The 25,778-nt window shown below is 72.1% G+C and carries 13 protein-coding genes; 9 read left to right on the top strand and 4 right to left on the bottom strand.

The annotated features are described in order from the left end of the window. Window positions 1–223 precede the first annotated feature (223 nt). On the bottom strand, window positions 224–1,501 hold the full coding sequence (locus AC07EQ_RS41000) for a S8 family serine peptidase (protein ID WP_478393189.1): 1,278 nt from the start codon (window positions 1,499–1,501) through the stop codon (window positions 224–226). A gap of 85 nt (window positions 1,502–1,586) precedes the next feature. Here AC07EQ_RS41000 and AC07EQ_RS40995 point away from each other — a divergent pair, with 85 nt between their 5' ends. The 4 genes from AC07EQ_RS40995 (at window position 1,587) to AC07EQ_RS40980 (ending at window position 15,550) form a co-directional block, all read left to right on the top strand. Then, window positions 1,587–2,000, top strand: a complete 414-nt coding sequence (locus tag AC07EQ_RS40995) for a YbaB/EbfC family nucleoid-associated protein (RefSeq protein ID WP_478393188.1) — start codon at window positions 1,587–1,589, stop codon at window positions 1,998–2,000. Window positions 2,001–2,124: 124 nt separating this feature from the next. Continuing rightward, the gene (locus AC07EQ_RS40990; protein WP_478393187.1) at window positions 2,125–2,454 is read left to right on the top strand and encodes a hypothetical protein; all 330 of its coding nucleotides are present in this window, start codon (window positions 2,125–2,127) and stop codon (window positions 2,452–2,454) included. A gap of 27 nt (window positions 2,455–2,481) precedes the next feature. Continuing rightward, the gene (locus AC07EQ_RS40985; RefSeq protein WP_478393186.1) at window positions 2,482–14,847 is read left to right on the top strand and encodes a WXG100-like domain-containing protein; all 12,366 of its coding nucleotides are present in this window, start codon (window positions 2,482–2,484) and stop codon (window positions 14,845–14,847) included. Continuing rightward, the gene (locus tag AC07EQ_RS40980; protein ID WP_478393185.1) at window positions 14,837–15,550 is read left to right on the top strand and encodes a hypothetical protein; all 714 of its coding nucleotides are present in this window, start codon (window positions 14,837–14,839) and stop codon (window positions 15,548–15,550) included. Before AC07EQ_RS40985 ends, AC07EQ_RS40980 begins: the two co-directional genes overlap by 11 nt. A gap of 316 nt (window positions 15,551–15,866) precedes the next feature. Here AC07EQ_RS40980 and AC07EQ_RS40975 read toward each other — a convergent pair whose 3' ends face one another. Further along, window positions 15,867–17,537, bottom strand: a complete 1,671-nt coding sequence (locus AC07EQ_RS40975; RefSeq protein WP_478393184.1) for a right-handed parallel beta-helix repeat-containing protein — start codon at window positions 17,535–17,537, stop codon at window positions 15,867–15,869. 107 nt (window positions 17,538–17,644) lie between these two features. On the opposite strand from AC07EQ_RS40975, the gene AC07EQ_RS40970 reads away from it, so the two are divergent. After that, window positions 17,645–18,517 (top strand): SseB family protein, encoded by an 873-nt coding sequence (locus AC07EQ_RS40970; RefSeq protein WP_478393183.1) that lies wholly within the window; start codon window positions 17,645–17,647, stop codon window positions 18,515–18,517. A 258-nt stretch (window positions 18,518–18,775) separates the two neighbouring features. After that, entirely contained in the window at window positions 18,776–21,970 is a 3,195-nt protein-coding gene (locus AC07EQ_RS40965) for a BTAD domain-containing putative transcriptional regulator (protein ID WP_478393182.1), read from the top strand. Window positions 21,971–21,980: 10 nt separating this feature from the next. Here the strand turns inward: AC07EQ_RS40965 and AC07EQ_RS40960 are convergent, their stop codons facing one another. Then, window positions 21,981–22,628: a TetR/AcrR family transcriptional regulator gene (locus AC07EQ_RS40960; RefSeq protein WP_478393181.1), complete on the bottom strand. Its 648-nt coding sequence runs from the start codon at window positions 22,626–22,628 to the stop codon at window positions 21,981–21,983. A gap of 98 nt (window positions 22,629–22,726) precedes the next feature. On the opposite strand from AC07EQ_RS40960, the gene AC07EQ_RS40955 reads away from it, so the two are divergent. The 3 genes from AC07EQ_RS40955 (at window position 22,727) to AC07EQ_RS40945 (ending at window position 24,120) form a co-directional block, all read left to right on the top strand. Next, window positions 22,727–22,876, top strand: coding sequence for a hypothetical protein (locus tag AC07EQ_RS40955; protein ID WP_478393180.1), 150 nt, complete (start codon window positions 22,727–22,729; stop codon window positions 22,874–22,876). 174 nt (window positions 22,877–23,050) lie between these two features. Further along, entirely contained in the window at window positions 23,051–23,695 is a 645-nt protein-coding gene (locus AC07EQ_RS40950; protein ID WP_478393179.1) for a DUF5701 family protein, read from the top strand. Between the two features lie 62 nt (window positions 23,696–23,757). Further along, window positions 23,758–24,120, top strand: coding sequence for a hypothetical protein (locus AC07EQ_RS40945; RefSeq protein ID WP_478393178.1), 363 nt, complete (start codon window positions 23,758–23,760; stop codon window positions 24,118–24,120). 333 nt (window positions 24,121–24,453) lie between these two features. On the opposite strand, the gene AC07EQ_RS40940 is transcribed toward AC07EQ_RS40945, so the two are convergent. Then, on the bottom strand, window positions 24,454–25,362 hold the full coding sequence (locus tag AC07EQ_RS40940; RefSeq protein WP_478393177.1) for an LLM class flavin-dependent oxidoreductase: 909 nt from the start codon (window positions 25,360–25,362) through the stop codon (window positions 24,454–24,456). Between the last annotated feature and the right edge of the window lie 416 nt (window positions 25,363–25,778).

Genomic DNA, 25,778 nt, shown 5'->3' with positions numbered 1-25,778 from the left:
GGCGGACGCGGTGGTGCGGTGGGCGGTTCCGGCCGGATCCGCCCACGATCCGCCCGCGCCCGCCCACCACCACGGGCTCCAGGTGATCTTGGGTTCCAATTTTGCCTAAAATTGGATGCCTCGGAGCCCGGCGAAGGTGCACCCAATTTTAGGCAAAATCGGGAGACTCGAGAGTCGCGATCCGCTTGCCGTGCAGCAGGAGTTGGAGGGACCGGACTTGGGGTCAGACGCCGGTTTTCGGCCGGTCGTCGAAGAGGTCGGCCGGGGGCTCCGGGAGCTCGTCCTCGGGGCGGTCGACCGGGGCTTCGGCGACGCCGGACCGCCAGCGGCGGCGCCGGCCGCGCGGCCCGAACACCACCACGGCGGTCATCACCACCGCCGCCGACACGCCCACCGCGACCAGGCCGTAGGCGAGGGAATCGCTTTGCTGCCAAGCCGCTTCCCGGGCCAGCTCCTCGGCGGTCGGGACGCCGGGATCGGCCGGTGCCAGCCTGGTCGGGTGCCCGTCGACGAGGTTCGCCACCGCCGCCTGGTACGGGTTGATGAGCCCGTGGCCGTAGTTCCTGCTGCCGACGCCCTCCGGCGCCGGCGACGCGGTCGCCAGCAGCCGCTGGACGACCTCCTCATTGGACAGTTGCGGCCGGTAGTCCCGCAGCAGCGCGACGGTTCCGGCGACGTAACCCGCGGCGAGTTCGGTGCCGGTGGCCGGGCCGACCCCGCCGTCCGGGTAGGCGGCCGTGACCTCGGCGCCCGGGGCGACCAGGTCCACGCGCGGTGCGTGCGTGTCGGCCGCCACCATGCCGTCCTCGCCGATCATCCCGACCGAGAGAACTCCCTCGTAGGAGGCGGGATACGGGGCGATGCCGGGCGGATCGTTCTGCTCGGCGCGACCGGCCGCCGCGATCACCACGACGTCGGCGGCCAGGGCCCGCTGCGTCGCCTGCCGCAGCGCCGGACTGTCCTGATAGGACACCGCGGCTACGGTGATGATGGTCGCACCCTGCTCCAGGGACCAGTTGATCCCGGCCGCCAGCGTGTCCGGCGCCACGGAGTCGTTCGGCTGCGTGCCCTGCGGGAACGAATCACCCACCACCTTCGCGGACAGCAGCTTCGTTTTCGGTGCCACGCCGTGGAATCCGTGCTCGCTGGTCTCCTTCGCGCCGATGACTCCGGCGACGGCGGTGCCCAGGCCGAGGCAGTCCGGCTTGCCGCTGGCCCCGGTCCGCGACGGCGGGCTGAGGTCGACGCTCGCCGCGATCGTGCCGTCCAGCAACGGACTCGACACGCCGGTGCCGACGACGGCGACCCGCTGCTTGGAGCCGGACGTCAGCGGCCAGAGCCGTTCCGGGGTGAGGACCTGCTGAGCCCACGGCACCGGGCTGGTCGCCTGGCCGGCGCCGACGCACTGCTGCGCTTGGGCGGCGGACGGGTCGATCAGCAGGATGCCGAGGCTGCCGACGGCAGCGGCGAGCAGCGTTCGCAAGCTGCGTTTCGCGTACACGCCGGGGATGTTAGCCGGTGCACCGCGCGAGTTGTCCACGTTTTCGGTGCGATGAATTCGGGGTCCTGCCGTGGAATTTGAGCCCATGTCGGTGAATCCGGTCTACCGGGACCTGCTGGAACAGCTGCAGCAGACGGCCCGCCGGATCCCGGAAACCCAGCGGAGGATGATGAGCCAGCTCGGCGTGGCGTGGTCGCCGGACCGCATGGTGAAGGTCGTGGTCGGCCCGCGCGGTCAACTCGTCGACCTGGTGATCGATCCGCGCGTCTTCCGGCAGCCCAACGCCGCCGCGCTGACCGCGATGATCCTGCAGGCCAGCCGGGACGCGGTCGCCCAGGTCACCGAGCGGGTGCAGGGGATCATGGCCGAGCAGATGCCGCCCGAGCTGGCCGAGATCCGCGCCGAGCAGTCGCGCGAGGACCTCGGTTTCGACGACCACTTCGCAGACCTCATGCGCAGCGACGCCGAACGCTACGCGGACCGGGAGGAGAAGTCATGAGTGGCCCAGTCCTCCTCAACCGCACCTCAGGGGACCGTGACGCGAACCAGCCACGGGAAGCGACGCAACGGGAGATTGGGCTGAACGCAACCACCACTGTAAATCGCGGAGAGGCGGGCGAGTCATGAGCGACGCGCTGAACGTCAACGGCGGCCCGGAGGCGGTCGCGGCGCTGCTGAGGAGGCTCGGCCAGTACGGCGAGGCCTACAAGGGCGGAGCGGAACCGAGCAAGGAGCGGATAGCGGAGCTGATGGACAACCCGCGGACCTTCGGCGGCGACCGCATCGGACAGCAGGGCAAGGCGAACTTCCCGGATTCCGACGCGGTGTTCGAGAACCGCGCGCACCTGGCCGGTCAACTGAAGATCATCGCGGAGAACGGCATCGAAGCGCTGGGCAGCTACGGCACGGTGGACGACTACTTCGCCGACCAGCACCGGAACGTCGAGGCGTGATGGCGGGTTCGGCCGCGGAGGTCCGCATTGGGTGACGGCGGCGTCGGCGAGGTCACCTCTGACGCCCTCGACGCCTTCGCGCAGGGCGTGGTCGACTTCGGCGAGCAGATGGACGTGTACATCGACGAGCTCAACGAATGGTTGCGCTCGTGGTTCCACTCGCCCATCGTGCTCCCGCGGCTGAGCTCGGTCTTCCGCCTGCTGATCGGTGATTACCCGGAGGCCGACGAGAACCTGTCGGCGGAGCTGGGCAAGGCGTGGGTGGCGGAGGCCGAGCGCGCCGTCGAATTCCTCCGGGAAGCGCAGCAGGCCGCGGCGGACGTCACCGCCGGCTGGAACGGCGGCATCGCGGCACCCACGATGAAGATGGCCGTGATGAAGCTCTCCCAGGCCGCGAACGACTACGTCACCACGGCCGGTTCGTACGCGCAGGGCGCCTTCAAGTTCAACAACAGCGTGGTGCTGGCCAAGAGCGCTTTCCAGGCCAGCCTGCTGCTCCTGTGCTACGAGCTGCTCCGGGCGGCGATCGCGGCGGTGCCGACCTGGGGTGCCTCCATGGTCACCGTGCCACCGGCGATCATCGTGGCGCGGAACGCGACCCGCGTGGCCGTCGAGAAGGCGTTGCAGCGGGTCGGGGCGATCTTCATCCAGCAGACCCTGCGGAGGCTGGGGATGCGCGCCGGGACCGCGGCGGCGAAGCTCGGCGGCCGGACGTTCGCCAGGTTGGGCACTACGGCGGCCGGACGCGCGGCGACCAGGATCGGGCAGACCGCCGGCGGCAAAGCGCTCGGCAGGCAGCTCGCGCGCTCGGCCGCGCGCCAGCAGTCCGGTCGGATCATGCGCGACATGGCGATGGACGCCGCCCGCGCCGGGGCCACGCCGGCCCTGCGCAGGGCGGCGGCGAAGAGCGTTCGGAAGAACGCCGCCATGCGGCAGGCGGTCGAGAAGCAGATCGCGGCAAGGCTCGCGGGGCGACCGGTGCCGTTCGCGTCGGCGCTGAGCCGGGAGCAGGCGCGGCTGGTCGACGACGCCGTCCGCAGAACCTTCGAACGCGGGGTGGCCACCAGAACGGGCACCAAGGCGTTCACGACCGGCAACATCCTGGGGCAGCGGATGGTGGGCTACGGCCTGCAGAGCGCGCTCAAGTTCGGCATCGGTGCGGACGTGTTCGCCCAGGCCAAGACCGTGCTGGAGACCGACGGCCGGTACTCCTACAACCCGCGGTCCACCGCGGCGGCCTTCGTCGGCGCGAGCCTCGGCGGGGCCCCGCTGGGGCTGGCCAGCAAGACTTCGGGATTCGTGGCGCTCGGCGCGGCCGGCGGCGTGGCCGGGCTCGTCGGTGCCACGGCGGTGACTTCGCCGGGCGGCGCCGGCCGGCTCTTCGGGGGCGAGGGCATCACCGCCGACAGCATCGGGCAGGCGGCGCTGGGCGGCGCGGTCGGCGGGGTGTGGGAGCAGCGCATCGGCGAGCGCAGCTTCCACGAGGTCACCGAGGCCTTCGACCTGATGTCGGTGGTCAGCACCGGCCAGGCCCCGAACCTGACGAACTTCATCGCGGATCCCGCCACGGCCGCATCGCCCGCGGGCGGCCAGGCCCCGGCGCTCACGCCCACGGCAGACGGACCCACCGCTGCTCCGGCCGGGAACGGCTCGATGGGCGGAGCTCATGCCGCCGGTCCGGCGGCAGGCGCGGGAGGCGCCGGTTCCGGCGGTGCGTCCGGCGGTGCGTCGGGTTCCGGTGGGTCCAATGCGGGGCAGGGTCCCGGCGGGGCGCGCCCCGGTGGCGGAGCCGCGGGCGGCTCGGCGGGTTCGGGTGGCGGTTCGGGCAACGGAGGTTCGGGCACTTCCACGCCCGGCGCCGACGACGGGCCGGACGGCGAGAACGCCGGCGGCCGGGAGAACGGCGAGAAGCCCGCGGAAACCGCACCGGAATCAGGAGAACAGGCCCCTGAGGCCGGGCCTTCCGAGGCCGGCAGGCCGGGCTCCGGCAGCACCGAAGCGGGTGCGCCGGAGGCCGGGCAGCCGGATTCGGGTGGGGCCGAGTCCGGCCGCCCAAGCCCCGGGAACACGGCGGAAAGCCCGGAGGCGAGCGCCGGATCGCCGGACGCCGAAACGCGGCCCACCAGCCCAGGAGAGCCCGGCAGCAACACCACAACACCGGGGGCGGCGAACCCGGCCGGTTCGCCGGATACCGGAAACCCCGCTGGGACGGCGGAGAACGCTGGTCCGTCCGGATCGACCGAGACCGGGAACCCCGCTGGGACGGCGGAGAACGCTGGTCCGTCCGGATCGACCGAGACCGGGAACCCGCCGGGCAGCACGGCAGGCCAGGTAGAGGCTGGTACTCCGGGTAGTTCTGCTGGAACGGCGGAAAGTGCTGGTCCTTCCGGCGAAACCGAGACCGGGAATCTCCCGGGCACGTCAGAGGCCGGAAGCTCGGCAAGTGAGACAGAGGCTGGTACTCCGGCCGCCGAGACAGGTAGTTCTGCCGGAACGACGGAGAATGCCGATCCGGCCGGTGCAACGGAGGCCGGAAACCCCGCTGGCACCTCGCAAACCACGAACACTCCCGGAACCGAGACGTCGGGGGCAGGTACCGCCGAGACGGGTTCGCCCGACACCTCGGCACCTGGAAACCCCGGGGCCTCCACGTCCGAGGTCGCGCAGCCGGACAACGGCGCTCCAGCGGAGTCCGGACAACCGTCCACACCGGACGGACCAAGCTCCGAAACCGCAGAGCAGAGCGGCAACACCGAATCCCGCGAGACCACAGCCCCGGAAGCCGCCGCCCAGAACGCACCTGCCCAGTCCGCGCCCGCGCTGCGCGAGCCCGGCCCGGTCCCGCAGGCGCAGCAGGTCCGCCTGGAACCGCCGGAGGCCCCGGCCGACCCGGTCCGCTCACCGGAGCTCGCCCGCCAGGGGCCGACCGACCAGCTCGCGAGCCTGGTCGAGCGCGGTCTCGGGTCCTTCGACGAGAACACCGGGATCTTCACCGTGCACGCCCCGAGCGGCCAGGTGGTCCAGGTCAAGCCGGGCCTGGACGACGGCGTGCCCGCGGGCGCGTTCGACGTGCTGCCGGGCGGCTTCGAGCTGACCCCGGCGGGTTACGTCCAGACCGCGCCGGCCGAGATCCGGATCTCCACCACCACGACGTCGAACGCGGCCGAGGCGCTGGAACTCGGCGGGCAGCGCCTGCTGGAGTCGATGGCGCACCTGCTCGCCACCAGCCCGGTCCTCGCGCCCGGCGAGTTCGCAGCCACGCACGGCCACGCCCCCGTCCGCGGCGACGCGACGGCGGAAGGCGACGTTTGGCAGGCGTCGCCACGCACTCTGCAGGTCGAACCGGGGAACGCGGGCTCGCGCGAGGACGCGGAGCAGCTGCTCCAGGAGGAGATCGCCCGCCGCCAGTCCAGCACGGCGCCCGCGACCGCGGAATCCGACGCCGTCGCGATAGCGGGCAAGCCCGACGGGACTCTGCTGGTGCACTACGGCGAATCCGGCACCGATGTGGCGGCCGACCTCGCGGTCGACCCGGGCCTGGCGCCGGGCGAGGTCCACGTGCGCGCGCCGGCGTGGCTCGACGACGGCACCGGCACCCTGCGCCAGGTGGACCTCGGCGAGGTGCGCGTTTCCGCCGCCGAGACACCGGATCAGATGCGTTCCCAGGTCGAGGCGGGGCTGCGCGCGATGCACGAGGGCCTGCCGGGTCGCGGCGCCAACGCGGCAGGCCCTGGTGCGCCAGGCACTCCGCCCAGCGCATCCGGCGGCAAGCCATCGGAGGTCGCACTCGCGCACGCCGCGCCGGTGGACCGGGAGTTGCCGGGCATGTCGGAGGCCGTGGCGTGGCTGGCCGAGCAGGGCGTCGACGGGCTGACCCCGGCCGAGCTGAACCACCTGCTGCTGGCCGCGTTCCCGGACCTGTTCAACGAGAACGGGCGGACGCTCGCGCTCGACGGTCAGCTGTTCTCCGTCGGGATCACCTTCGGCGAGGCCACCCAGGTGGGCACCGACGCCGAGCTCCTCAGGCGGCAGACCACGTTGCTGAGCCTGCCGGAGCTGGGCAACGCCGCCTCGGGCGGCCGGCAGATCGTGCTGTCCGGGAAGGTGCCGGTGAGCCTGGTGTCGGGCGAGACGCTCGACGCCGACCCGCAGGGCCGGTGGAGCACCACCAACTCGCACGGCGCCTCGGTGGCGCAGCTCGGCCACGTCTCGTCCTCCGACCAGTTCCGCGGCGACGTCCTCCAGTACGACCTGACGGACGTCAAGCTCTGGATCCGGGCCGACGAAGGCGCCGGCACCGAGGTGGCTGCGGACCGCCCGGTGAAGGTGTGGCTGAACGAGGCCCACCAGCAGCCGCTCGGCGAAACCGTCGTCTTCGAAGGCGCGACGCGCGACGAGGCCGATCTGCTCCGCGCCGGTCGGCTTGCGGGCCTGGACGACACCAGCCGCGTGGTGGACGCCGTCCTGGCGCAACTCCCCGCCGACCTGCGCGACGATGGCTCGGTCCGCACGCAGGTGCTGTACCACGTGCAGCGGCAGGAACGCGTCGGAACCGCGTTGCGCCCGGGCGGTTTCAGCTTCGAGGTCGGCCTGCCCGGGGGAGCGTCGCACCAGGTGACGCTGCGGTCGCGGGTGGACTGGGACGCGGCCGCGCCGACGCACGCGGCCGGTGATCAGCTGGGCCACGGCCAGATCGGGGCCGCCTACCGCACCGCGGCCGATTCGACCGGGCTGTCCAGGGGATTCCAGGTCGGGTCGTCGCTGGGGCCGAAGCTGGTCGCCGCCGTCCGGTACATGTTCGGGCGCAGCGCCTCCGCAGGCACGAACACCAGCACCGGGCACTTCATGACGATGGAGGACTTCGACTTCCGGCCCAAGCACACCTACCGGGTGCGGGTGACCACGGAGGTCGAGGTCGAGCGGCCCGCCCAGCCGGTGATCACGCAGGTCACGGGCCAGGGATGGGTGCAGCTGGCGGCGCAGGACGCGGCGCGCAACGGGCTGCCGGTCGGTCGCGAAGACCTGCGCTACGACGCCGACGGCGCGATCGCGACCACGACCGTGCAGGAACTCGTGCTCGACGCGCTGGGAAGCGCGCTGACCACGGCCGACGGCCGGCCGCTCACCACGACGCGCGAAGTGCCGGAGGTCCACAAAGGACTGACGCCGCCGGATCGGCCGCACCGGCCCAACCCCGGTCAGCTGCAGGACAGCGGCCCCACCTTGCTCGACCGCGTGGTCCAGCTGACCGGCGTGCCGGAGGCGCGGGAGTTCCTGCGCGCCGCGCTCGCCGACCGGTACGGCGACGTGGACGCGATCCTCGCCGAGTTCACCGAGGAGAAGGCGCAGACCTGGCTCGCCGAGGCGATGCAGGACGGCTTCCGCATCCCGGTCGAGACCCGCGGCCGGTCCGGGCAGGTGGAGCTGCGCTGGGTGAAGGTCGAGGCGCGGTGGGCGGCCGAGCGCGCCGAGGAGATCGGCCGCGTCGGCCGGACGCAGCGGGTCAGCGCGCTGCTGACCAGCTCCTCGATCGGCACCAGCATGGAGTTCGCGCGCAGCCGCCTCCGCGAGGCCAGCGCCCTGCTGGGCCGGATGGTCTGGGGCCGCAGCCCCAGCAGCAGCGCGGCCGACTCGTTCAGCTACTCGCAGAACGCGGGCTCCCGGCTGGAGTACCGGGGCGGCAGCTCGCTGTGGCGGGTGCCGCTGACCCTCACCGTGAGCGTGGTCGACGCCACCGGCGCCCCGGTCCGCGACGCGGCGGGCGACCAGGTGCGCGAGGAGATCGCCGATCAGGTCCTGGACATCTACACCCCGGCGGACGTGCGCCCGGACGGCGCGCGCGAGGCCGGGCCCACGGTGCGCATCCGGGACGAGGCGGAGTTCGAGGAGCTGTTCACCGGCATGCAGTCCCTGCTGCACCTCGACGCCCGCGGCCTGGACTCGGCGGTGCGCAGCCGGATGCCGACCACCGCGGCCTGGGTGGACACCAGCAACGCGACGGCGCTCGCGCACGCGGGCGAATGGCTCTCCGGCGGCCAGCTGATCCGGACCCGCGACCCGCATGGGCAGCTGCGGGGCCGGGCGCTGATCACGGCCCGGCCCACCGGCCTGCGCGTCCTGAACCGGCTGGAAGGCGTCGGCACGGGCCCGCTGGGACTCTCCCAGCCGGGGCACGACTTCCGCGCGGGCCGCGCGGACGGGACCACGACCTCGGTCGCCGACCCGGGCGCGCTGGCGGGCATGGACTCGAACGCCGGCGGCTCCGGCGGCCGCGCCGACGGGATGACCTCCCAGCGCGGGCGCTCCGGCGGCGACGACGAGAACGTCATCACGCCCTACCTCGACGCGCTCACCTTCGAGGCCGACCTGAACATCTCGGTAGCGGCGGGCGAAGCCGCGGCGGCCCGGGTGCTGCCCGCCGCCATCGGCAGCGAGACCGTGCCGGGCAGGTTCCAGTTCGTGCTGACCGCCCAGCAGGTGATGGAGTTCTACGCCAACGGGCTGGAACTCGTCGTGGACGCCGTCCCGGCCGCGATGGTCGACGAGATGCTGACGGCCTGGGAGAACAACGACCTGCCGCTGGACCGCAGGGTCGCCGCCCGCGCAGTGCAGCGGCGGGCCGCCGAACTCGGGCGGGACGGCGCGGACATCGACCGGCGGCTGGTGGATCGCGCGCTGGCGGAGTACCCGAACTCGCGGGCCGCCGCCGACAGCGGCGACGCGGACGCGCTCGCCGAACTGGCGCGCCTGCTGCGCGATACCGACGAAGAAGTGGTGCTGGGCAACCGATTCCGGCCGCCGGAGTACCACCGCGACCCGGAACGCCCGGTGACCGGCAGCGGCATCGGCCCCGGCCTGGTGAGCGGCTGGCGGTCGAGCGACGGGCGGCCGCTGCAGCACGCGCTGGACCTGCTGGCGGAGCTCGGCCAGGACGTGGCCGAGACGACCGGCCTGGAGGAGCGGCTGCGCGGCGCGCTGGCGCCCGGCGCGGCGCTGAACAACACGCAGCGGCAGGCGCTCGCCGACGGCGGCACCGACCTGTTCACCGGGCTGGTCCGCAAGAACGGCCGGTGGATGCGGCTTTCGCTGACCTACGAGGTGACCCCGACCGGCCCGGCCACCACCGTCGGCACCGAACCGGGCGCGGTCGCGGCGGTCGGCTACCGCCACCGGGCCAACGCCAGGATCACGCACAGCGCGACCGGAACCGCCGGTATTTCCGGAGATCTCACCGATACGCAGGGCTCGCCGATCGGCGAAGTCGGCGAGACCGGGAGCGTCGGCGGCAGCGGCAGCCAGCGCACCAGCCTGTCCACCTCGCACGCCGAGGTCAACGAGCCCGGCGTGCTCGACGGGACCGGACTGGCCCGCTTCGAGCGCCCCGCCGAGGGCCGGTTCACCGCGCGGCTGCAGGAGGTTCCGGTCGGCCTGCTCGGCACCGTGAAGAGCGCGGTGACCGGCGAACCGCAGGTGCACACGAGGATCTCGGACGGAACGCTGGTCTTCAAGTACGCGATGCACCGCGCCCGGCCGGCGGCCTTCGGCCCGCACGAGCGCGCGGGCTTCCGCAGGCTGACGGGCCTGCCCGCCGAGGCGGAGAGCCGCATCATCGAGTGGAGCCTCACCGACCTGCTCTCGTCGGCCGAAACCGCCGTCCGCCAGGTGCTCCGCGCCGACTGGGCGCGGCCGCTGGGCCTGCGCAAGGCGCACAACGTCGTCCGCGGCGTGCAGCAGATGTTCACGCCAGGGCACGGCAAATCGCTCTGGGCGGACCTGTCCGACGGACGGCCGAAGATCGTGGACGAGTTCGCGGTGTCGCCGCAGCACAGCGTCGCGGTCGGGGTGCAGCTGCGGAACTTCGACGTCGAGGTGCTGCACCGCTACGAACCCGGCGACCACGGGCCGTACACCCTGAAGCGGGCGCAGCGGAACCTCACGACCGGGCGCGGGCAGAGCAGAACGGGATCGGCGGGGCTCTCCGGCACGCTGCCGAGCAGCGAGAGCGATGTGGGCCCCGGCGACCTGACCGCCGGCTGGGGCGTGCCGGGCGTGAACGCGAGCAGCACCGTCGACAGCTCCGCGAGCGCGCAGGTCGGCTCCTGGACGCAGCTGGAGGGCGAGAGCTTCGAGCCGCACGTGCTGGTCCGGCTGCGGACCCGCTTCTCGGTCACCGCCGCCGTGCAGGAGCTGACCGACACCGGCCTACCGGGTGATCAGCTCCGCCGGGTCGAGGTCAACGCCGAACCGGTGGACGTGCTCGTCGACATCCCCGCGACGCTGCTGCCCGAGCTGCAGCGCGGCCTCGTGGAGCAGCGGGCGTGGGAGCTCACCCAGGAATCGCAGCTGCCGGAAGGCAAGCTCAAGGGCGTGCTGCGCGCGCTGGCCGGACGGCAGCGGGCGGCAGAGCGGAACGTGTTCGACCTGGACGCCGCGATGCGGTCGGCCGCGGAACTCCCGGGCCACGATCCGCAGCAGCCGCACCGATCCCTCGCCGCGCACGTGCGCGAACAGCATCCCGGCCTGGCTGAGCCCGGTGCGAAGCTCCGCCTGATCAGCGACGAGACGGCCGCCCTGGTGGCACACCACCTGCGGATGGCCGAGGAGCTGCGCGAATTCCTCGACGAGATCGGCCGCGCCGCGCCGCACCGGGTGGTCGAAGACGGCGTTCGCCAGCTGCGGGACGCGGTCGACGAGCTGGAGCGCGCGGCGACGGCCGTGCCGCAAGCGCGGGAAGAACTCCCCACAGCGGGCCGGGATCGCTTCGACGAGGCGGTTCAGCGCTGGCACGACGCGTTCCACGAGGTGCGCGCCATGCTCGTCCAGGATCCCGGGAGCAGCGTCGACGCGATCGCTCGGGAACGGGCCTGGATGGCGCGCTTCGACGCCGACGCGTCGTCCCGGTACCGGCTGGTCGACGAGATCCTGGCCGCCGCGTCGGAGCTCACCGGGAAGCGCTGGGAACTGCCGGCCGGGCTGGACCTGATGCCCCACGGGATGGGGCTGGACCCGGTCGAACTCGCGCGCGGGCTGGCGGCGGAGCTGTCCTTCGACGAGCGGGCCGCGGTCGAGGTCGACCTGACGGTCGCGGCGCCGGACGGCTCGACCACCCGGTTCCGCGTCACCGGCGACGGCCAGGTGGTGCAGCAAGGCACCCCGCCCCAACCGCCGCAGACCCCGCCACCGCCATCGGCGCCCCCGACGCCGCCACCGCCGGCAGGACCCCCGGCCCCGCCCAAGCCTCCGACGCCACCGAAGCCCCCGTTCCCCCCGAAGCCTGCGTTCCCGCCGAGGCCTGCCACGCCCCCGAAGCCTGCGGTTCCGCCAAGGCCCGCGGTTCCGCCGAGGCCAGCGTTCCCGCCGAAGCCTGCGTTCCCGCCGAAGCCTGCGTTCCCGCCGAAGCCTGCGGCCCCGCCAAGGCCAGCGGCCCCGCCGAAGCCTGCGTTCGCGCCGAAACCCTTCACCACGAAACAGCCCGCGTCCGCACCGAAGCCCGCGTCCGAGCCGGGGCCTCCGGCTCCGCCGAGGCCGATGGCTCCGTCGAGCACCGGCCGGCCGGGACCGAACGCGGAGTTCACAGTGGACGCCGACGGGGTCATGTCCTGGAAGTCGACGGTGCCACGAACAACCGGCGACCGGCCCGGCCCCCTGCACGGCGCGTTCGCCTACCACTCCGACCCCGACGACCCGGCCGCCCACGCGCACCCACCGGCACCGAAGGGACCGGCCGACCGGTTGGCCGCCGCAGAGCGGCGCCTCACGGAAGCGGTGGCGGAGCTGATGGGCAGGCTGGGCGTCGAACGCCACCCGGACGCCCCGGACGCGTGGGCCGCGGACCTGGCCGACGGGCGGCGGGTCGTGCTCCGGGTCGAGAACGGGAAGCTGGTGGCGGCCAGGTCACCCGAGTCGGCGGTCTCGGTCCCGCTGCGGCGCATGCCGGACAGCCGTGCGCAGCTCGACCTGATGGCGGGCATGGCGCTGCGGCAGCTCAACGCCGCCATGCTGACTCCCGAGCGACCATCCGAAGTGGACAACACAAGGGTTCCGTTCGAGTTCGAGAGGTTCTTCAACGACCCCAGGTGGATGCGGGAAGCGACCGAATTCGAGCAGGCCCTGGGCGCTCACTACTTCAACGACCGGCGAACCCTGGACGCCGCCCGGGAGGCGGTGAGCAGGCTGCGCGACGTGCTCAAGGCGCTCACCCCGCGCACGCCGGGCGAGAGCGAGGACGCGTTCGCGCGGCGCGTCGAGGGAGCCTTCTTCCGCGACGACGACCCGGCCTCCGCCGGGCAGGTGGGCACCCGGGTCACCCTGGACGAGCTGCTCGCCGAGGGGAACGTGCGCGAGCTAACGACGGCCTTCTACAACGCCGCCTACTACCAGCGGGACAACCCGTACATCCTGGGCAAGGCGATTCTCGGGATCTTCGACGACGAACGCTGGGAACAGGCCCGTGTCGCCGGCATGGACCTGGATCTGCTGGGGAGCATGCGGCGGCAACTCGACGAGACCGTGAGCCGCCCGGTCATGAGCAGGCTGGAGAAGGTGTTCGACGGCGGCTTCCGCTTCGCCCGCGACCCGTTCGGGACCGGCAACGCCGTGCTGATGTCCGAACACGGGGCGCGCGACCTCGCCGAGGTGATCCAGAGCCAGCGCGGCAGGCAGGACCGCACGCCCGAAGAGCAGGAAGCGCTCAGCACGACCCCGGCGCACTACGCGGACCTGAACGCGCCGCTCGGCCGGTTCGAACGGGCATACCTCGAATCGATCGCCGGGCGGCCGCTCGAACCGGACACCCCGCTGCCCTGGCGGGAGGGCTCGGTCGCGCACCGGACCGCCGCCGGCAGCTGGGCCAAGCGGATCGCCGCGGACGGCCTCCCGGTGGTCGACGGGATTTCGGCGACCACCACCCGGATGCTGCTGGCGGTCCGGGTGCTGGGGCTGGGATCGGAGCACGCCGAGCGGTTCCTCGGCGCGCTCATGGGCTGGATGCTGCCGGGGCAGGACCACTCGCTGTTCGAGATCGTCCGCGGCGCGCAGATCGCGGGCGTGGTGCGGATGGACTTCGGCGACCGGTTCAGCGCGGTGGACTTCTACCGGAACCTGCCCGGACTGGACCTGCACGCGCTGCGCACCGAGGTGCTGCCGGACGGCCTGTTCCCGCACGAGGCCCGGTACCTGCAGCACGCCCTGGACCCCGGCGGCTTCACCGAGACCCAGCCGCCCAGCAACGACATGGTGCGGGAGATCGCCGACCGGCTGTGGCCGCAGCTCGAAACCGGCGAGGTGCTCGATGCGGACTTCGCCGACTGGCTGAGCGAGGGCGGGATCGACCCGGACGACCCGGCCGCGGTGCGGGCGCTGGGCGAGCGGCTGTCGAAGCCGCACGTGATGGCGCTGACCGTCTACACCCGCCACGCCCACTACCTGATCAACAACGTGACCCGGACCCAGCTGTGGACGGGCGGGGCGTCGGAATCCGCGGTGCGCGCCGGGATGGCCAAGAAGGTCAACGACCTGGTGTCGAACTACCTGGAGAACCTCGCCGAGGCGCAGAAACCGCTGCCGTTGCCGCTGGCCCTGCGCCGGATCGTGCACGTCGGCGAGGGCCATCTGAGCCGCGACTCGCCGCTGACCGCGGCGGCCCGCGACTGGGTGGACGCCGCGCATCGGGGCGAAGACGCGAAGCAGCGGATCCGGGAACACCGGGCGGCGGGCCGCGGCGACGCCGCCCGCCGGGCCGAAGGCGACGTGCGGGAAGCCCGCCGGGCGCAGCGCGCCGCGTGGCGGCAGATCCGCGAAGGGCTCGACGAGGTGGTGCCGCGGCTGTTCGAGGAGATGCGCTGGCACGCCGACATGGTGCACGACGCGATGCTGCAGCTCCCGGCCGTCGGGTCCGCCGAATCGCCGGTGCGGGCGTACCGCGGGGACTGGCTGACGCCGGTGTACTCGCCGATCTACGGTTCGAGGCTGCTGCCGAACGGGACGGCCCGCGAGTTCCTGAGCGTGAGCCGGGACCTGGCGGTGGCCGTTCGGTTCATGGCGGAGAACCCGGCGAGCGGGCGCAAGGTCCTCGTCGTCTACCGGCTCACCGGGGAGCAGGCCCGCGATCTCTCGGTGTTCTCGGCCTTCGCGGGGGACCGGGAGGCGGTGTTCCCGCCCCGTTCCGGCACCCGGCAGGTGTCGGATCCGGAGCTGGCCGAGGTGGTTCGGCGGGAGGCGATCGAGGCGGCCGAGGCCATGTACGAGCGTGGCATCCTGAACGCGGTCCCGCGAGACTTCGAGGTGATCGTGGTCAGGGAGAACCGCCGAGGCGCGCCTCCCCCTCCGGGTCGCCCAGGCCGCGCGGGCGCAGGTGCCCCGCAGAACGCCGAGGAGGACCGACGTGACCGGTGAGTGGGCCGAACTGGACGACGAGGGCCGGCGGATCTACGCGGGCCTGCACCGGGTGCTGCTGCGGCTGGCCGGGCGGTTCCCCGACGAGGTGACGACGCACGCCCGCCGGATGCTGGCCGGTGGCGACCTGGCCCATCTGCCGGACACGGTGCTGGGCTCGGCCGTGGAACTCGGTCTCTCGATTCCCGAAGCCGACGTCGAGCTGCTCCGGAACGCGTTGGTGGCGCTGGGAATTCCCGGCGACCCGGCCGGAGCGGAGCAGGTGCGGATCGCCGCCGGGACGCCCGCGACGGAGCACCGCTTCGCCCCGGTGCGCCCGGAGCTGCTGGCGTCCGCGGGCGACCGGATCCCATCGGGCCTGGACCTGACGGGCGGCGTGCCCGCCGAGCTGGCCGACCTGGCGGCCGACCTGACGGACCTCGCCGACGACCTCGTGGTCGACGCACTGTCCGAAGAGGACGGAGTCCTGGCGATCCGCCGCACCTGGCGACTCGCCCCGGACCAGCCCGCCCGCCGGGTCTACCTCGTAGAGGTGGCCCCGCACGTCGAGGCCTGGGACCTCGTGCTCGTCGCCCACCGCGAGCTGGCGGCGACGGGCGAAGAGCACCCCCAGGTGGAGGTGTTCTGGACCGGCGACGACCTCCCGCCCTACCACCAGGCGGCCCAAGCCGCCGCCACGCTCCTACACCGGCAAACCGGGTAACGCCATGCCAGAGTCGGGCGCTGTGCCAGGGTCGGGCGCCGTGCCAGGGCCGGGCGCCGTGCCAGGGTCCGACCGATCCGCAATTTCCATTGAAATCGAAGGTTCAATTTCAATGGAAATTGCGGATCTTCGGCGTGTCGTGCACCGACACGCCGGAGGCTGTGGACAACTTCCGCAATTTCAATGGAAATCAGACCTGGCATACATGAGTCAGGGCACTCACAGCCAGGCGGGCGCTGTAACTCCCGCAGGGGGCCGCTACCGGCACCGCCACGCAGAACGAGGTTGGAAAACCCCAATGGAAATTGCGGTGGGGTCACTCGCGGATGGCGTCGAGGAGGTCGTCGAGGCTCAGCGTGCGCAGCTCGTCCCGGGAGGGGCGGCGGCCGAGGTTGCGCAGCCGCGTCGACTGCGACTTGCGCATCCGTTCCAGCAGCTTCCGCGCCTCGCGCGCGTTGCCGAAGTTCGCGTCCCGGTCGACCTGCGTGAACCACTCCAGCAGCGCCAGGTCCAGGTCGTCGCCGAGCAGGTAGTCGTCGCCGCGCGCGAGGTGCCCGCTGATCGAGACCAGCTGTTCCGGCGTGTAGTTCTCGAACTCCAGGGTCTTGGCGAACCGGGACGCCAGGCCGGGGTTGGCGGCCAGGAACTCGCCCATCTCCGAGGTGTAGCCGGCGACGATCACGGCGACCTCGTCGCGGTGGTCCTCCATCAGCTTGACCAGCGTGTCGATCGCCTCCTGCCCGAAGTCGGCGCCGCCGCCGCTGGGCCGGGACAGGGTGTAGGCCTCGTCGATGAACAGCACGCCGCCGCGCGCGTCGTCGAACGCCGACGCGGCCTTCTCCGCGGTGTGCCCGATGTACTGCCCGACGAGATCGCGGCGGGAGACCTCCTTGAACCGCCCGTGGGGCAGGATTCCCAGCGCCTTCAACAGGTTTCCGTAGGTCCGGGCCACAGTGGTCTTGCCGGTGCCGGGCGCGCCGGTGAACACGAGGTGGTTGCTGACCGCGTTGACCGACAGGCCCTCGTTGCGCCGCCACTCGTTCACCTGGATCTCGTCGATCAGCGCCCGCACCTCGGACTTCACGCCGGTGAGGCCGATCATGCCGTCGAGTTCGGCGAGCAGCTCGTCGATCTTCTCCTGGTCCTGCTGGTTGCCGCTGGTCGCGGTGGCGCCCACCGGCGGCTTCGACTCGGCGCCGCGCCGGACCTCGGTCCGCGCGTCTTCGTCGATCAGCACGCCGGGCGGCGCGGCGTTCTCCACCCGGCAGTCCTCGATCACGCCGCCGCAGCCGCGCCCGACCGAGATGCCCACGCCCTGGGTGTCGTGCACCCAGCATTCGACGATGTTCGGCGAGGTCTGGTCGGCCACCGCGATCCCGGCCTCGCCGGTCTGCGAGATGTCGCAGCGCTCGATGCTGGACCCGCCCGCCTGGTACATGTAGACGCCGCGGAAACCGGCCCCGCGCACGGTGCAGTGCCGCAGCGCGGCGCGCGCCCCGAGCCGCACGATCACGGCATCGTCGACGATGTCCTGGATCTCGCAGCTTTCCACCACGCCGTCGGCGTTCTCGACGATCAGCCCGCACTGCGAGTCGCTGATCCGGTTGCCGCGCAACGTCACGTCGGCGCCGTCGCCGATGCTGATCGCGGCGGCGTACCCGGCGGTGGCGGTGCAGTCGAAGATCTGCGCGCTGCCACCGGCGATCCGGATCGCGGGCTGCACGTCGCCGAACACGGCGAGCCCGCTGAGCTCCACGGTGCCGTCGACGACCGAAACGGTCGGGTGGTCGCGGAACGGCGAGCGGATCGTGACGGTGCCGGGCTCGCGGGCGGCGATCGTCACGCGCTTCCGGCGGATGTGCACCGGTTCTTCGTACTCCCCGGGCGCGATGGAGATGACCGCGCCGTCGTCGGCGGCCTCCAGGGCGTCGCGAATCGTCGGGAGCGCACCGCGCTGTTCGGGGGAGACCAAGAGGGTGCGTGCCATAACTCCGAGCAAATCTCGCCGGGAACCGTTGGGGGACAAAGTACCCCAGAACGGCTCTTCGGAAGTACTACTGTTCGTGGAACGACCTACCGGGAGGGCGGTTTCGGTTGGACGCGCAATGGCAACCGGCCAACGACGTGGAGCACGAGCTGGTCGCGGCGCTGGAAGCGGGGGACAGCAAGCGGTTCGCGGAAATCGTGCTGGCCGCGCCGCTGTACCTGCCGGTGCTGCCCGAGCCGGGCACCGAACTGCGGCAGGAGCTGGACGACCTGATCCCGTTGGAGCGGGCGCACGTCTTCGTCTTCACCTCGCCGGAAGCGCTGTCCCACGTGCTCGGACCGTTCTCGTCGGGCCACCGGGAAGTCGACGCCGCGGCGCTGGCGCAGAACTGGCCGCACCCGGACTACTGCTTCGCGCTCAACTTCGATCTGCCGATCGGCGCAATCATGTCGCCGGAATCGCTGGCCCGAATGGCAGCGGGCGAGGAATTCCTGGTGCCCGCCGAGGATGCGGAAGCGGTGGTGCAGGCGCAGATCCGGCGCGACTGCCTGGTGGAGCTCGGCGACGGCGCGGAACCCGGCGTCGTCCCGCCGGCGAACGAGCTGGAAGAAGCGCTGGCCGCGGCCGTCGAACTGCAGGACCTCGACGCCTACCTGGCGGCGCTGGTCGACGCCGACGTCGTGCTGCCGCTGTCGCGTCCGCTGACCGACGACGTCGACGACACGAACTTCCCGTGGCTGCTGGTGGGTTCGGCGATCCCGGTGTTCACCTCGGCGGAGATGCTTTCCCGCACCGCGGCGAAGGTCGAGCACTTCACACAATTGCCATTTCTCGTCCTCGCCGCCAATTGGCCGGAACGGCAGCACGTCCTGTGCCTGAACCCGGGCAGCGGCACGGAGCTCATCATCGGCGGCGACGGCGTCGGCGAAATCGTCGCGGCGGTCAGTGCGGCACTGTCCGAAGGCGACTTCTCGTCGTGAGTGGCAATGAGGCTTTTCCAGCCTCGTTTTGAGTGGCGGTGCGGTGGCGGAACCTCGCGAGAACGTTGCGCTGCGAGGCGACCGGAAACGGTTCGGTGGAACCAAAAGTGGTTCCGCTGCGTCGGAACTGTTGTGAGGACAAGCGAAAGCGTGTCGTCGCCGGCTCCCGCGGTCCGCTGCGGCGCTTCATCGCCAACGGCTCGAACGAACTTCGATTGAGGTGGTCTTGTGGGCGCGACCGGGAGCAAGTTGGGGGGCGTGGTTCGCGGATTCCGCAAGCGAGCTGGTCTTACGCAGCTCCAGGTCGCCGAGCAGGCCGGGCTGAGCGCGGCGGGACTGCGCGATGTGGAGCAGGGCAGGGTGGTTCGACCGCGCGTATCGACGCTGCGCCGATTGGCCGAAGTTCTCGCGCTGTCCCGGATCGAGCTGGAAGAGCTGATCCGCGAAGCGGGCGGCGAGGGCGGCAGCGGCCTGCGGGTGGAGGTGCTGGGGCCGCTGAAGGTCGCGGTCAACGGCGAGTCGGCGGATCCCGGATCGGAGACCCAGCGGGTGCTGCTCGGCCTGCTCGCGCTGTCGCCGAACGCGCCGGTGGCGCGGGATTCGCTGATCGAGGCGGTGTGGGGCGAGCGATCCACGGCCGGGTCGGCGGATCTGCTGCAGTCCCGGATTTCCCGGCTGCGGCGCCGGTTGCAGGCCGATTCGGACGAGACGCCGGTGCTGGTGGCCGACCGCGGCGGATACCAGCTCTCGGTCTCGGAGGGCCAGCACGACCTGATGGTGTTCCGGCGGCTGGTCGCCGGGGCGCGTCAGGCCCGGGAGGCCACCGAGGCCCGCGGGCTGTTCGCCGACGCCGTGGCGTTGTGGCGCGGTGAACCGCTGGAAGGGCTCGGCAGCCTGCAGGCGCATCCGCTGATCACCGCCCTGACCAGGGAATACCATGCCGTTCTGGTGGAATACGCCGCCGTCGCCGCGGAGCTGGGGCACCACCAGGAAGTCCTCCCGCACCTGCAGCGGGTCGCCGATGCGGATCCCCTGCACGAGGCGGTGCACGCCGCGCTGATGATCGCCCTCGCCGGCAGCGGCCAGCAGGCCGCCGCGCTGAACGTCTTCGACGCGCTGCGCCGCAGGCTGGCGGGCGAACTCGGCGCCGATCCAGGCCCGGAGCTCAGCGCGGCGCACCAGCGGGTGCTGCGGCAGGAGGTGTCGCGGCCGGAGTTCACGCCGGTCAGCGCGCACCGCCAACTCCCGCCGGACATCGGCGAATTCACCGGCCGGGAAGCCGAACTCCGCGCGCTGCACGAGGAACTGCCGCAGACCGCCGGCTCGGCGGTGAAGATCGTGCTGATCGAAGGCATGGGCGGCGTCGGCAAGACGCGGCTCGCGGTGCACGCCGCGCACCGGCTGCTGGCGACCGGCCGGTTCAGCGACTCCCAGCTGTACGTGGACCTGCGCGGCCACGCCGACCAGCCGCCCGCCGATCCGGCCGCGGTGCTGGCGTCCTTCCTGCGGCTGCTCGGCGTGCCCGACGACCACATCCCGTCCCGGGTGGACGAGCGGATGATGCTGTTCCGCGACCGGCTCTACGACAAGAAGGCGTTGGTGCTGCTGGACAACGCGTCCAGCGAGGACCAGGTGACGCCGCTGCTGCCGTCCGGCCCGGAGAACGTGGTGCTGGTGACCAGCCGTTGCACGCTGGCGCTGGACGGGGCGCGGACGATGCCGCTCGACGTCTTCACGCCCGAGGAGGCCGAGGGCATGCTGGCCAAGGCGGTCGGCCGCGCCCGGGTCGAGGTGGATCCGGCGGCGGCGCGCAGCCTGGTGGAGCTGTGCGGTCGGTTGCCGCTCGCGGTGGCGCTGGCCGCGCGACGGCTGCAGTCGCGTCGCATGTGGACGGTGTCGGACCTGGCCGCGCGCCTGGCGGAGAGCGACGACCGGCTGCACGAACTGGTCGCGGGCAACCGCCGGCTCCGGACGGTGTTCGACCTCTCCTACCAGGCGTTGGAGCAGGACGAGCGCCGGCTGTTCCGGCTGCTCGGCCTGCACCCGGGCGACGAGTTCACCGCCGACGCGGCGGCCGCGCTGGCCGGGATCACCGCGACCGAGGCCCGCATCCTGCTGGACCGCCTGGTGGACGAACACCTGGCCAACGTGGTCACCAGGCACCGCTACCGCCTGCACGACCTGCTCGCCGAATACGGCCGCGGCCTGGTGCGGGAGGAGGAACCCGAGGCGGCGCGCTCCGCGGCGATCACCCGCGTGCTGGACTTCTACCTGCACAGCACGGCCGGCGCGACGCGCCTGCTGCAACCGCACCAGCCCGAGGTGCCGCTGGTGGGCAGCGAACCCGAGCACCGCCCGGCCCTGAGCACCCGGGAAGAGGCCAGGAACTGGCTCGACGCCGAGCGCGCCTGCCTGATCGCGGCGGTGCGGTTGGCCGCGACGCAGGGCCGGCCGACGCACGCCTGGCAGCTCACCCGGTCGCTGCGCGAGTACCTGTACCTCTACGGCTACGGGCACGACCACGACTGGGTGCGCACCCACGAGGCCGCGCTGGCCGCGGCGATCGCCGCGCAGGACGCCGCCGGCGAGGCGATGACCAGGGCGGATCTGGCGGCGACTTACCTGGAGCTGGGTCGCGGAGCGGAAGCGCGCGAACACCTGTACCGGGCGCTGGAGTTCCACCGGCGGACGGGGGACCGCGCGCAGGAGACGAGCACGCTGGAGTCGCTCGGGGTCGTGTGCTTCCGGTTGGGCGAGTTCGACGAGGCGCTGCAGCACCTCCGGGAAGGCGCGTCGCTGTGCGCCGGGCGCGACCCGTACCGAGAGGGAGTCTTGCGCAGCAACCTCGGGAATTCCCTGGCAGCAAAGGGTTTCCTCGACGAGGCGTTGGTGAGCCTGCGGACCGGGCTCGAATTGTCCAGGCAGGCGGGCAACATCGACGGGGAGTCCAGCGCGCTCGCGGACATCGGCGACACGCACCGCCGGCTGGGCGACCACGAAGCGGCGCTGGAATACCTGCACCGAGCGCTGGAGCTGGCCGCGGACCACGGCCTGACGCCGAAGGTCGCCTACGCGAACCACCGCCTGGGCAAGGCCTACCGGGAGCTCGGGCGGTACTCGGAAGCGACGGCGAACCTCCAGGCGGCGCGCCAGATAGTGGCGAAGGTCGGGGGCCCGGCGGCGGAGAGCGAGGTGCTGGTCGACCTGGGAGCGGCGCACCGGGACGTCGGCGACTTCGCGAGGGCGGGCGTGCTGATCGACCAGGGCCTGAGCCTGGCCACCGACCGAGGAGAGCGCTACCAGCAAGCCCTGGCCCTGCGAGAGCTGGGAGAGCTGCACCACCGCGCGGGCCGCGAAGACCTGGCGAAGGCTGCCTGGCGCCGAGCCGACGAGGAGGCGGCCGCGACCAACGGCCGCGATCGCGTGCCCGAGTCGCCCCTCGCAAGCAGCTGAACGGCTCGCCTCAGGCCACCGCGTAGTCGCCGAGGGCGGGTTCGAGCAGGTCGAAGGCGCGGACGGCTTCCCCTGTGAGAGTCCCGGCGATCTCGTCGTTGGCGTTCCCGGCCAGGGTGAGCTCCTGGATCCGCTGGAACAGGATGCGGTGCACGGCGCCCAGCAGCCCGGCGGCCGTTCGGACGGTGATGTCGGACCGCTGCCCGCCGACGGCGTCGGCGAGTGCCTCGGCCAGCGCCTGTTCCCGCTGGTCGTGCAGGCCGCGCAGGCAGGCCGACAGGGTGGGGCTGGCGGCGATCATGCGGGTGAAGTCCGGGCCGGCGAACCCCGCGACCGGATCCTGCGCCGCGACGGTGGCTTCGAAGGCGTGGCGGAGCGACGCCAGCGCGGACTCGCCGGGGCGGCGGGCGGCCACGGCGCGAGCGAGGGTGGCGACGAACTCGTCCTGGTGGTCCAGGACCAGGTCTTCCTTGCGCGCGAAGTAGTTGGTCACGGTCTTCTTCGCGACGCGGGCGGCCGCGGCGATCTCCGCGATGGTCGTCTCCTCGAAGCCCCGCTCGATGAAGAGTCGCGTCGCGTGGTCGGAGATCAGCTGTCGCGTCTCCTGCTTCTTGGTCTCCCGAAGGCCCAGCTGAGCGGTGTCCGATCCGGCTTCCACGAGAAAACTTACCTCCGTCGTAAAAATACGTTGACGCCCCACGATGGGCTCGTTATAATGTTACCATCGACGTAAAAATAGCTGAAGGGAAGTTCTGGATGCGAAAGACCGACCACGTCAAAACCCAGGCGCCCGGCTCGTTCTCGCGAGCCGACCGCGGCACGTGGCGTCAGCAGCAGGCCCGCAACGCGCGCTTCCAGCAGCAGGCGTTCGGCGCGCGGCGTGCTCAAGGGCGCGGCGCCCGCTGACGATCCCGCCGCGCAGCAGTCGAGCTCCGGCTTCAGCCTTGAAGGAAGGTCTTGCAGATCACCGCCGGTACCGCCCCGCTCAACGTCGACGGCATCACACGTCCGACGAGGAGCACCGTTCTGCCAGCGACCGCGCTCAGCTTCATCGCCCCGAACCTCGAACCGAGGAGTGCCTTGACAGACAGTTCTCCCGCCGCTCTGCCTCCTCTCGCCGCACAGGCGGAGCGCCTGATCGAGCTGGGGGTGCACGAGCTCGCGGGGATCTCCGCCGACGATGTGCGCGCCTTCGCCGAGAACGCCGGCGACGAAAGCAACGACGCCCTGCTCGCCGTCCACCCGGACCGGGCTCCCGCCTCCGCTGTCGCACCCCTGCTCCGCCACGGCGGCAAGCCCGGCTTCGTCGTCACCGACATGCCCGACGTCGACCGCTTCGCGCCCTGCGGCGTCGACCTGCCGGACGCTCCGCTGTACCTCGTCGCCGGCCTCGACCGCGGCGACGGCATGGCCAACTGGAGCCCGGAGGAGGCCCTGCCCGCCCTCGGTGAGGAGGGACGTACCCCGCTGCTGCTCACCGAGGGCATCCACTGGGTGCTCCAGCAGCCGGCGGCTCTCGAGCGCAACCACTGCTTCATGACCATCGGTTCCCGGCTGCGCAAGGAGAACGGGGCCTTCGACTCCCGCACGCCGGCCCTGTGGATCAGCAACGGCACGGGGCGGGACGGCCGAGAGCGGCGCAACGCCCCGAAGGTCGGCTGGTGCTGGTGGGCCAACCGCCACACCTGGCTGGGCTTCGCGTCCGCTGCGGGCCGCAAGATCTAACCCCCGACGCCTGCGACGTGCTCCCACGTCGCCGAACCGGCCGAACAGCCGCCGGCGGGGCGGTGAACCATTCCGCCCTCCGCCACCTCCTCGCACCGAGAATCGAGCCGCTCCATGCCTGCTTCCCCCTTCGCCGCCTGGCTTCGCGACCACGCCACCCCGCTCACCCCGACGAGGCGGCGCCGTTCGGGTTCACCGTCGAGAACACGACGCTCGAGCAGCCCGAGCCGGGCAGCATCGAAGCCGCCTTCGCGGACGCCGGTCTCGGCTTCAGCCTTGCCGGCCTCCGCGAGGCCGGCCCTGGGGACACCGGCCCCGACCGCACCCGGCTGCAAAGCGGCTACCTGCACATCCCGGTCCTCGACGCCTGCGACGCCGTCCTCAACACCGGAACCTCCACCGTCGCCACCAATGCCCTCGGGTGAGGGCCGGACCCGGCGAGTGGATCTGGCGGAGCGTGATCAGGAGTAGGCGGCCAGGCCTTCGACGGCACTTCCGCGCCCCGTAGCGCAGGATCTCGCCATCGAGCCCACGAGCTTCCTCCGGAGGTCGCCCGCGAGCCTTCGGAGCCGTGCTCTCCCCAGGTACGAGCCGTGTCGAGACGAAGAGTCCTTGCGGGCATTCGGTCGTGGTCCGGATGTGCACGAGCCGGGCCCGGCCGCAACTCCCGCAGGGGCGCTTCCCACACCGGCGCGCAAGCAGATTCCGCAATCGGCTCGTGACGGGCCGGTTTCAGGCGGATGGCACCGGCGGAGACGTCACTTCGGCGATCGGGAGCACTTCGGGCGCCCGCCCGGGGTGAGGATCTGCCGGACTCGGCCCAGCAGATCGCAGGAGTCGTGCCAGTCGCCATCGACGGCGAGTGCGATCTTCTCCACGCCCGCCTCCGCGTACGCCGCGAGCTGCTCGGCGACCTGCTCCGGGGTCCCGGCGACGACTCGGTCGCGGGCGTCCTCGACCGGAATTCCGAAGGATTTGGCCAGGTTCTCGGCACAGCGATCGTGCACGCGGTCATCGGGGCGCTGGACCAGGCTGCCCTGGATCGCGATCGCCAGGTGTGGCGCCTGGCGACCGTGCTGCTCGGCGAGCTCGCGCAGCCGCACGGCGTTCGTCCGGATCTCCTCGGGCGTGTGCAGCTCGGCGAACCAGCCGTCGCCGAAGCGAGCCGCGCGGCGCAGCGCGGCGGGCGCGGAGCCGCCGATCCACAGCGGCGGCACGGCGGCAGCCGGGGCGAGCTGGGCGGTCGCGCCGTGCGGCAGCGCCGTCGGCTCGCCGGCGAGCAGCGACGGCAGGAGCTGCAGGAACTCGTCGGTGCGCCGGCCGCGCGTAGCGGCGTCGAGGCCCACGGCGGCGTAGCCGCTGTCGTGGTCGCCGACGCCGATGCCGAGGTGCAGGCGGTCGCCGCCGGTGAGGTGTTGCAGCGTCGCGATCTGCTTGGCGGCGCACACGTGCGGGCGCAGCGCGGGCAGGTAGACGGCGAAGCCGATGTCGATGCACTCGGTCACGGCAGCCGCCGTGGCCAGCGCGAGCATGCCGTCGAGCGACGGAACCCCGTTGGCGAGGTTGTCGCCGCTCCAGATGGCGTCCAGCTCGGCGTCCACGGCGTGGTAGGCCGCCTCCCGGATCTCTGCCTCCACCGCGCTGGGCAAGAAGATTCCGACTTCCACCGGCATTGTTTCGCCCCCGAGGGTCACGGGATCAGTGCTGGTCCCAAGCATCGAACCTCCAGCACGCTGGAGGTCAAGTCGCCGGATGTGGTGTTGACCTCTAGTCATGTCGAACTCTTAGCGTTCGTGCCAGTCGAGCGAAGGGGTTCCGAGGATGAGCGGCGGACCAGCCGCCCCGGCGCGGACCTTCCGGGAATGGGTCCACGACCACATCGCCGCCTTCCGCTGAGGCCGCAATTTCCATTGAAATCGAAGGTCCAATTTCAATGGAAACTGGAGAAGATCGGCGTGTCGCACCCCGACACGCCGATGCCTGTGGACAACTCCCGCAATTTCAGGCTCTTGTGACTGGTCCGTGGGTGTTCAGGCGCGTCCGGGGAGGGTTGGGGGCTGGCCGCCGAGGGCGAGCATGGCCA

It is taken from the genome of Saccharopolyspora sp. NPDC045839 (assembly GCF_056431645.1).
Note: the sequence above shows the minus strand (reverse complement) of the source record. Positions and strands in the feature narration are given on the sequence as shown.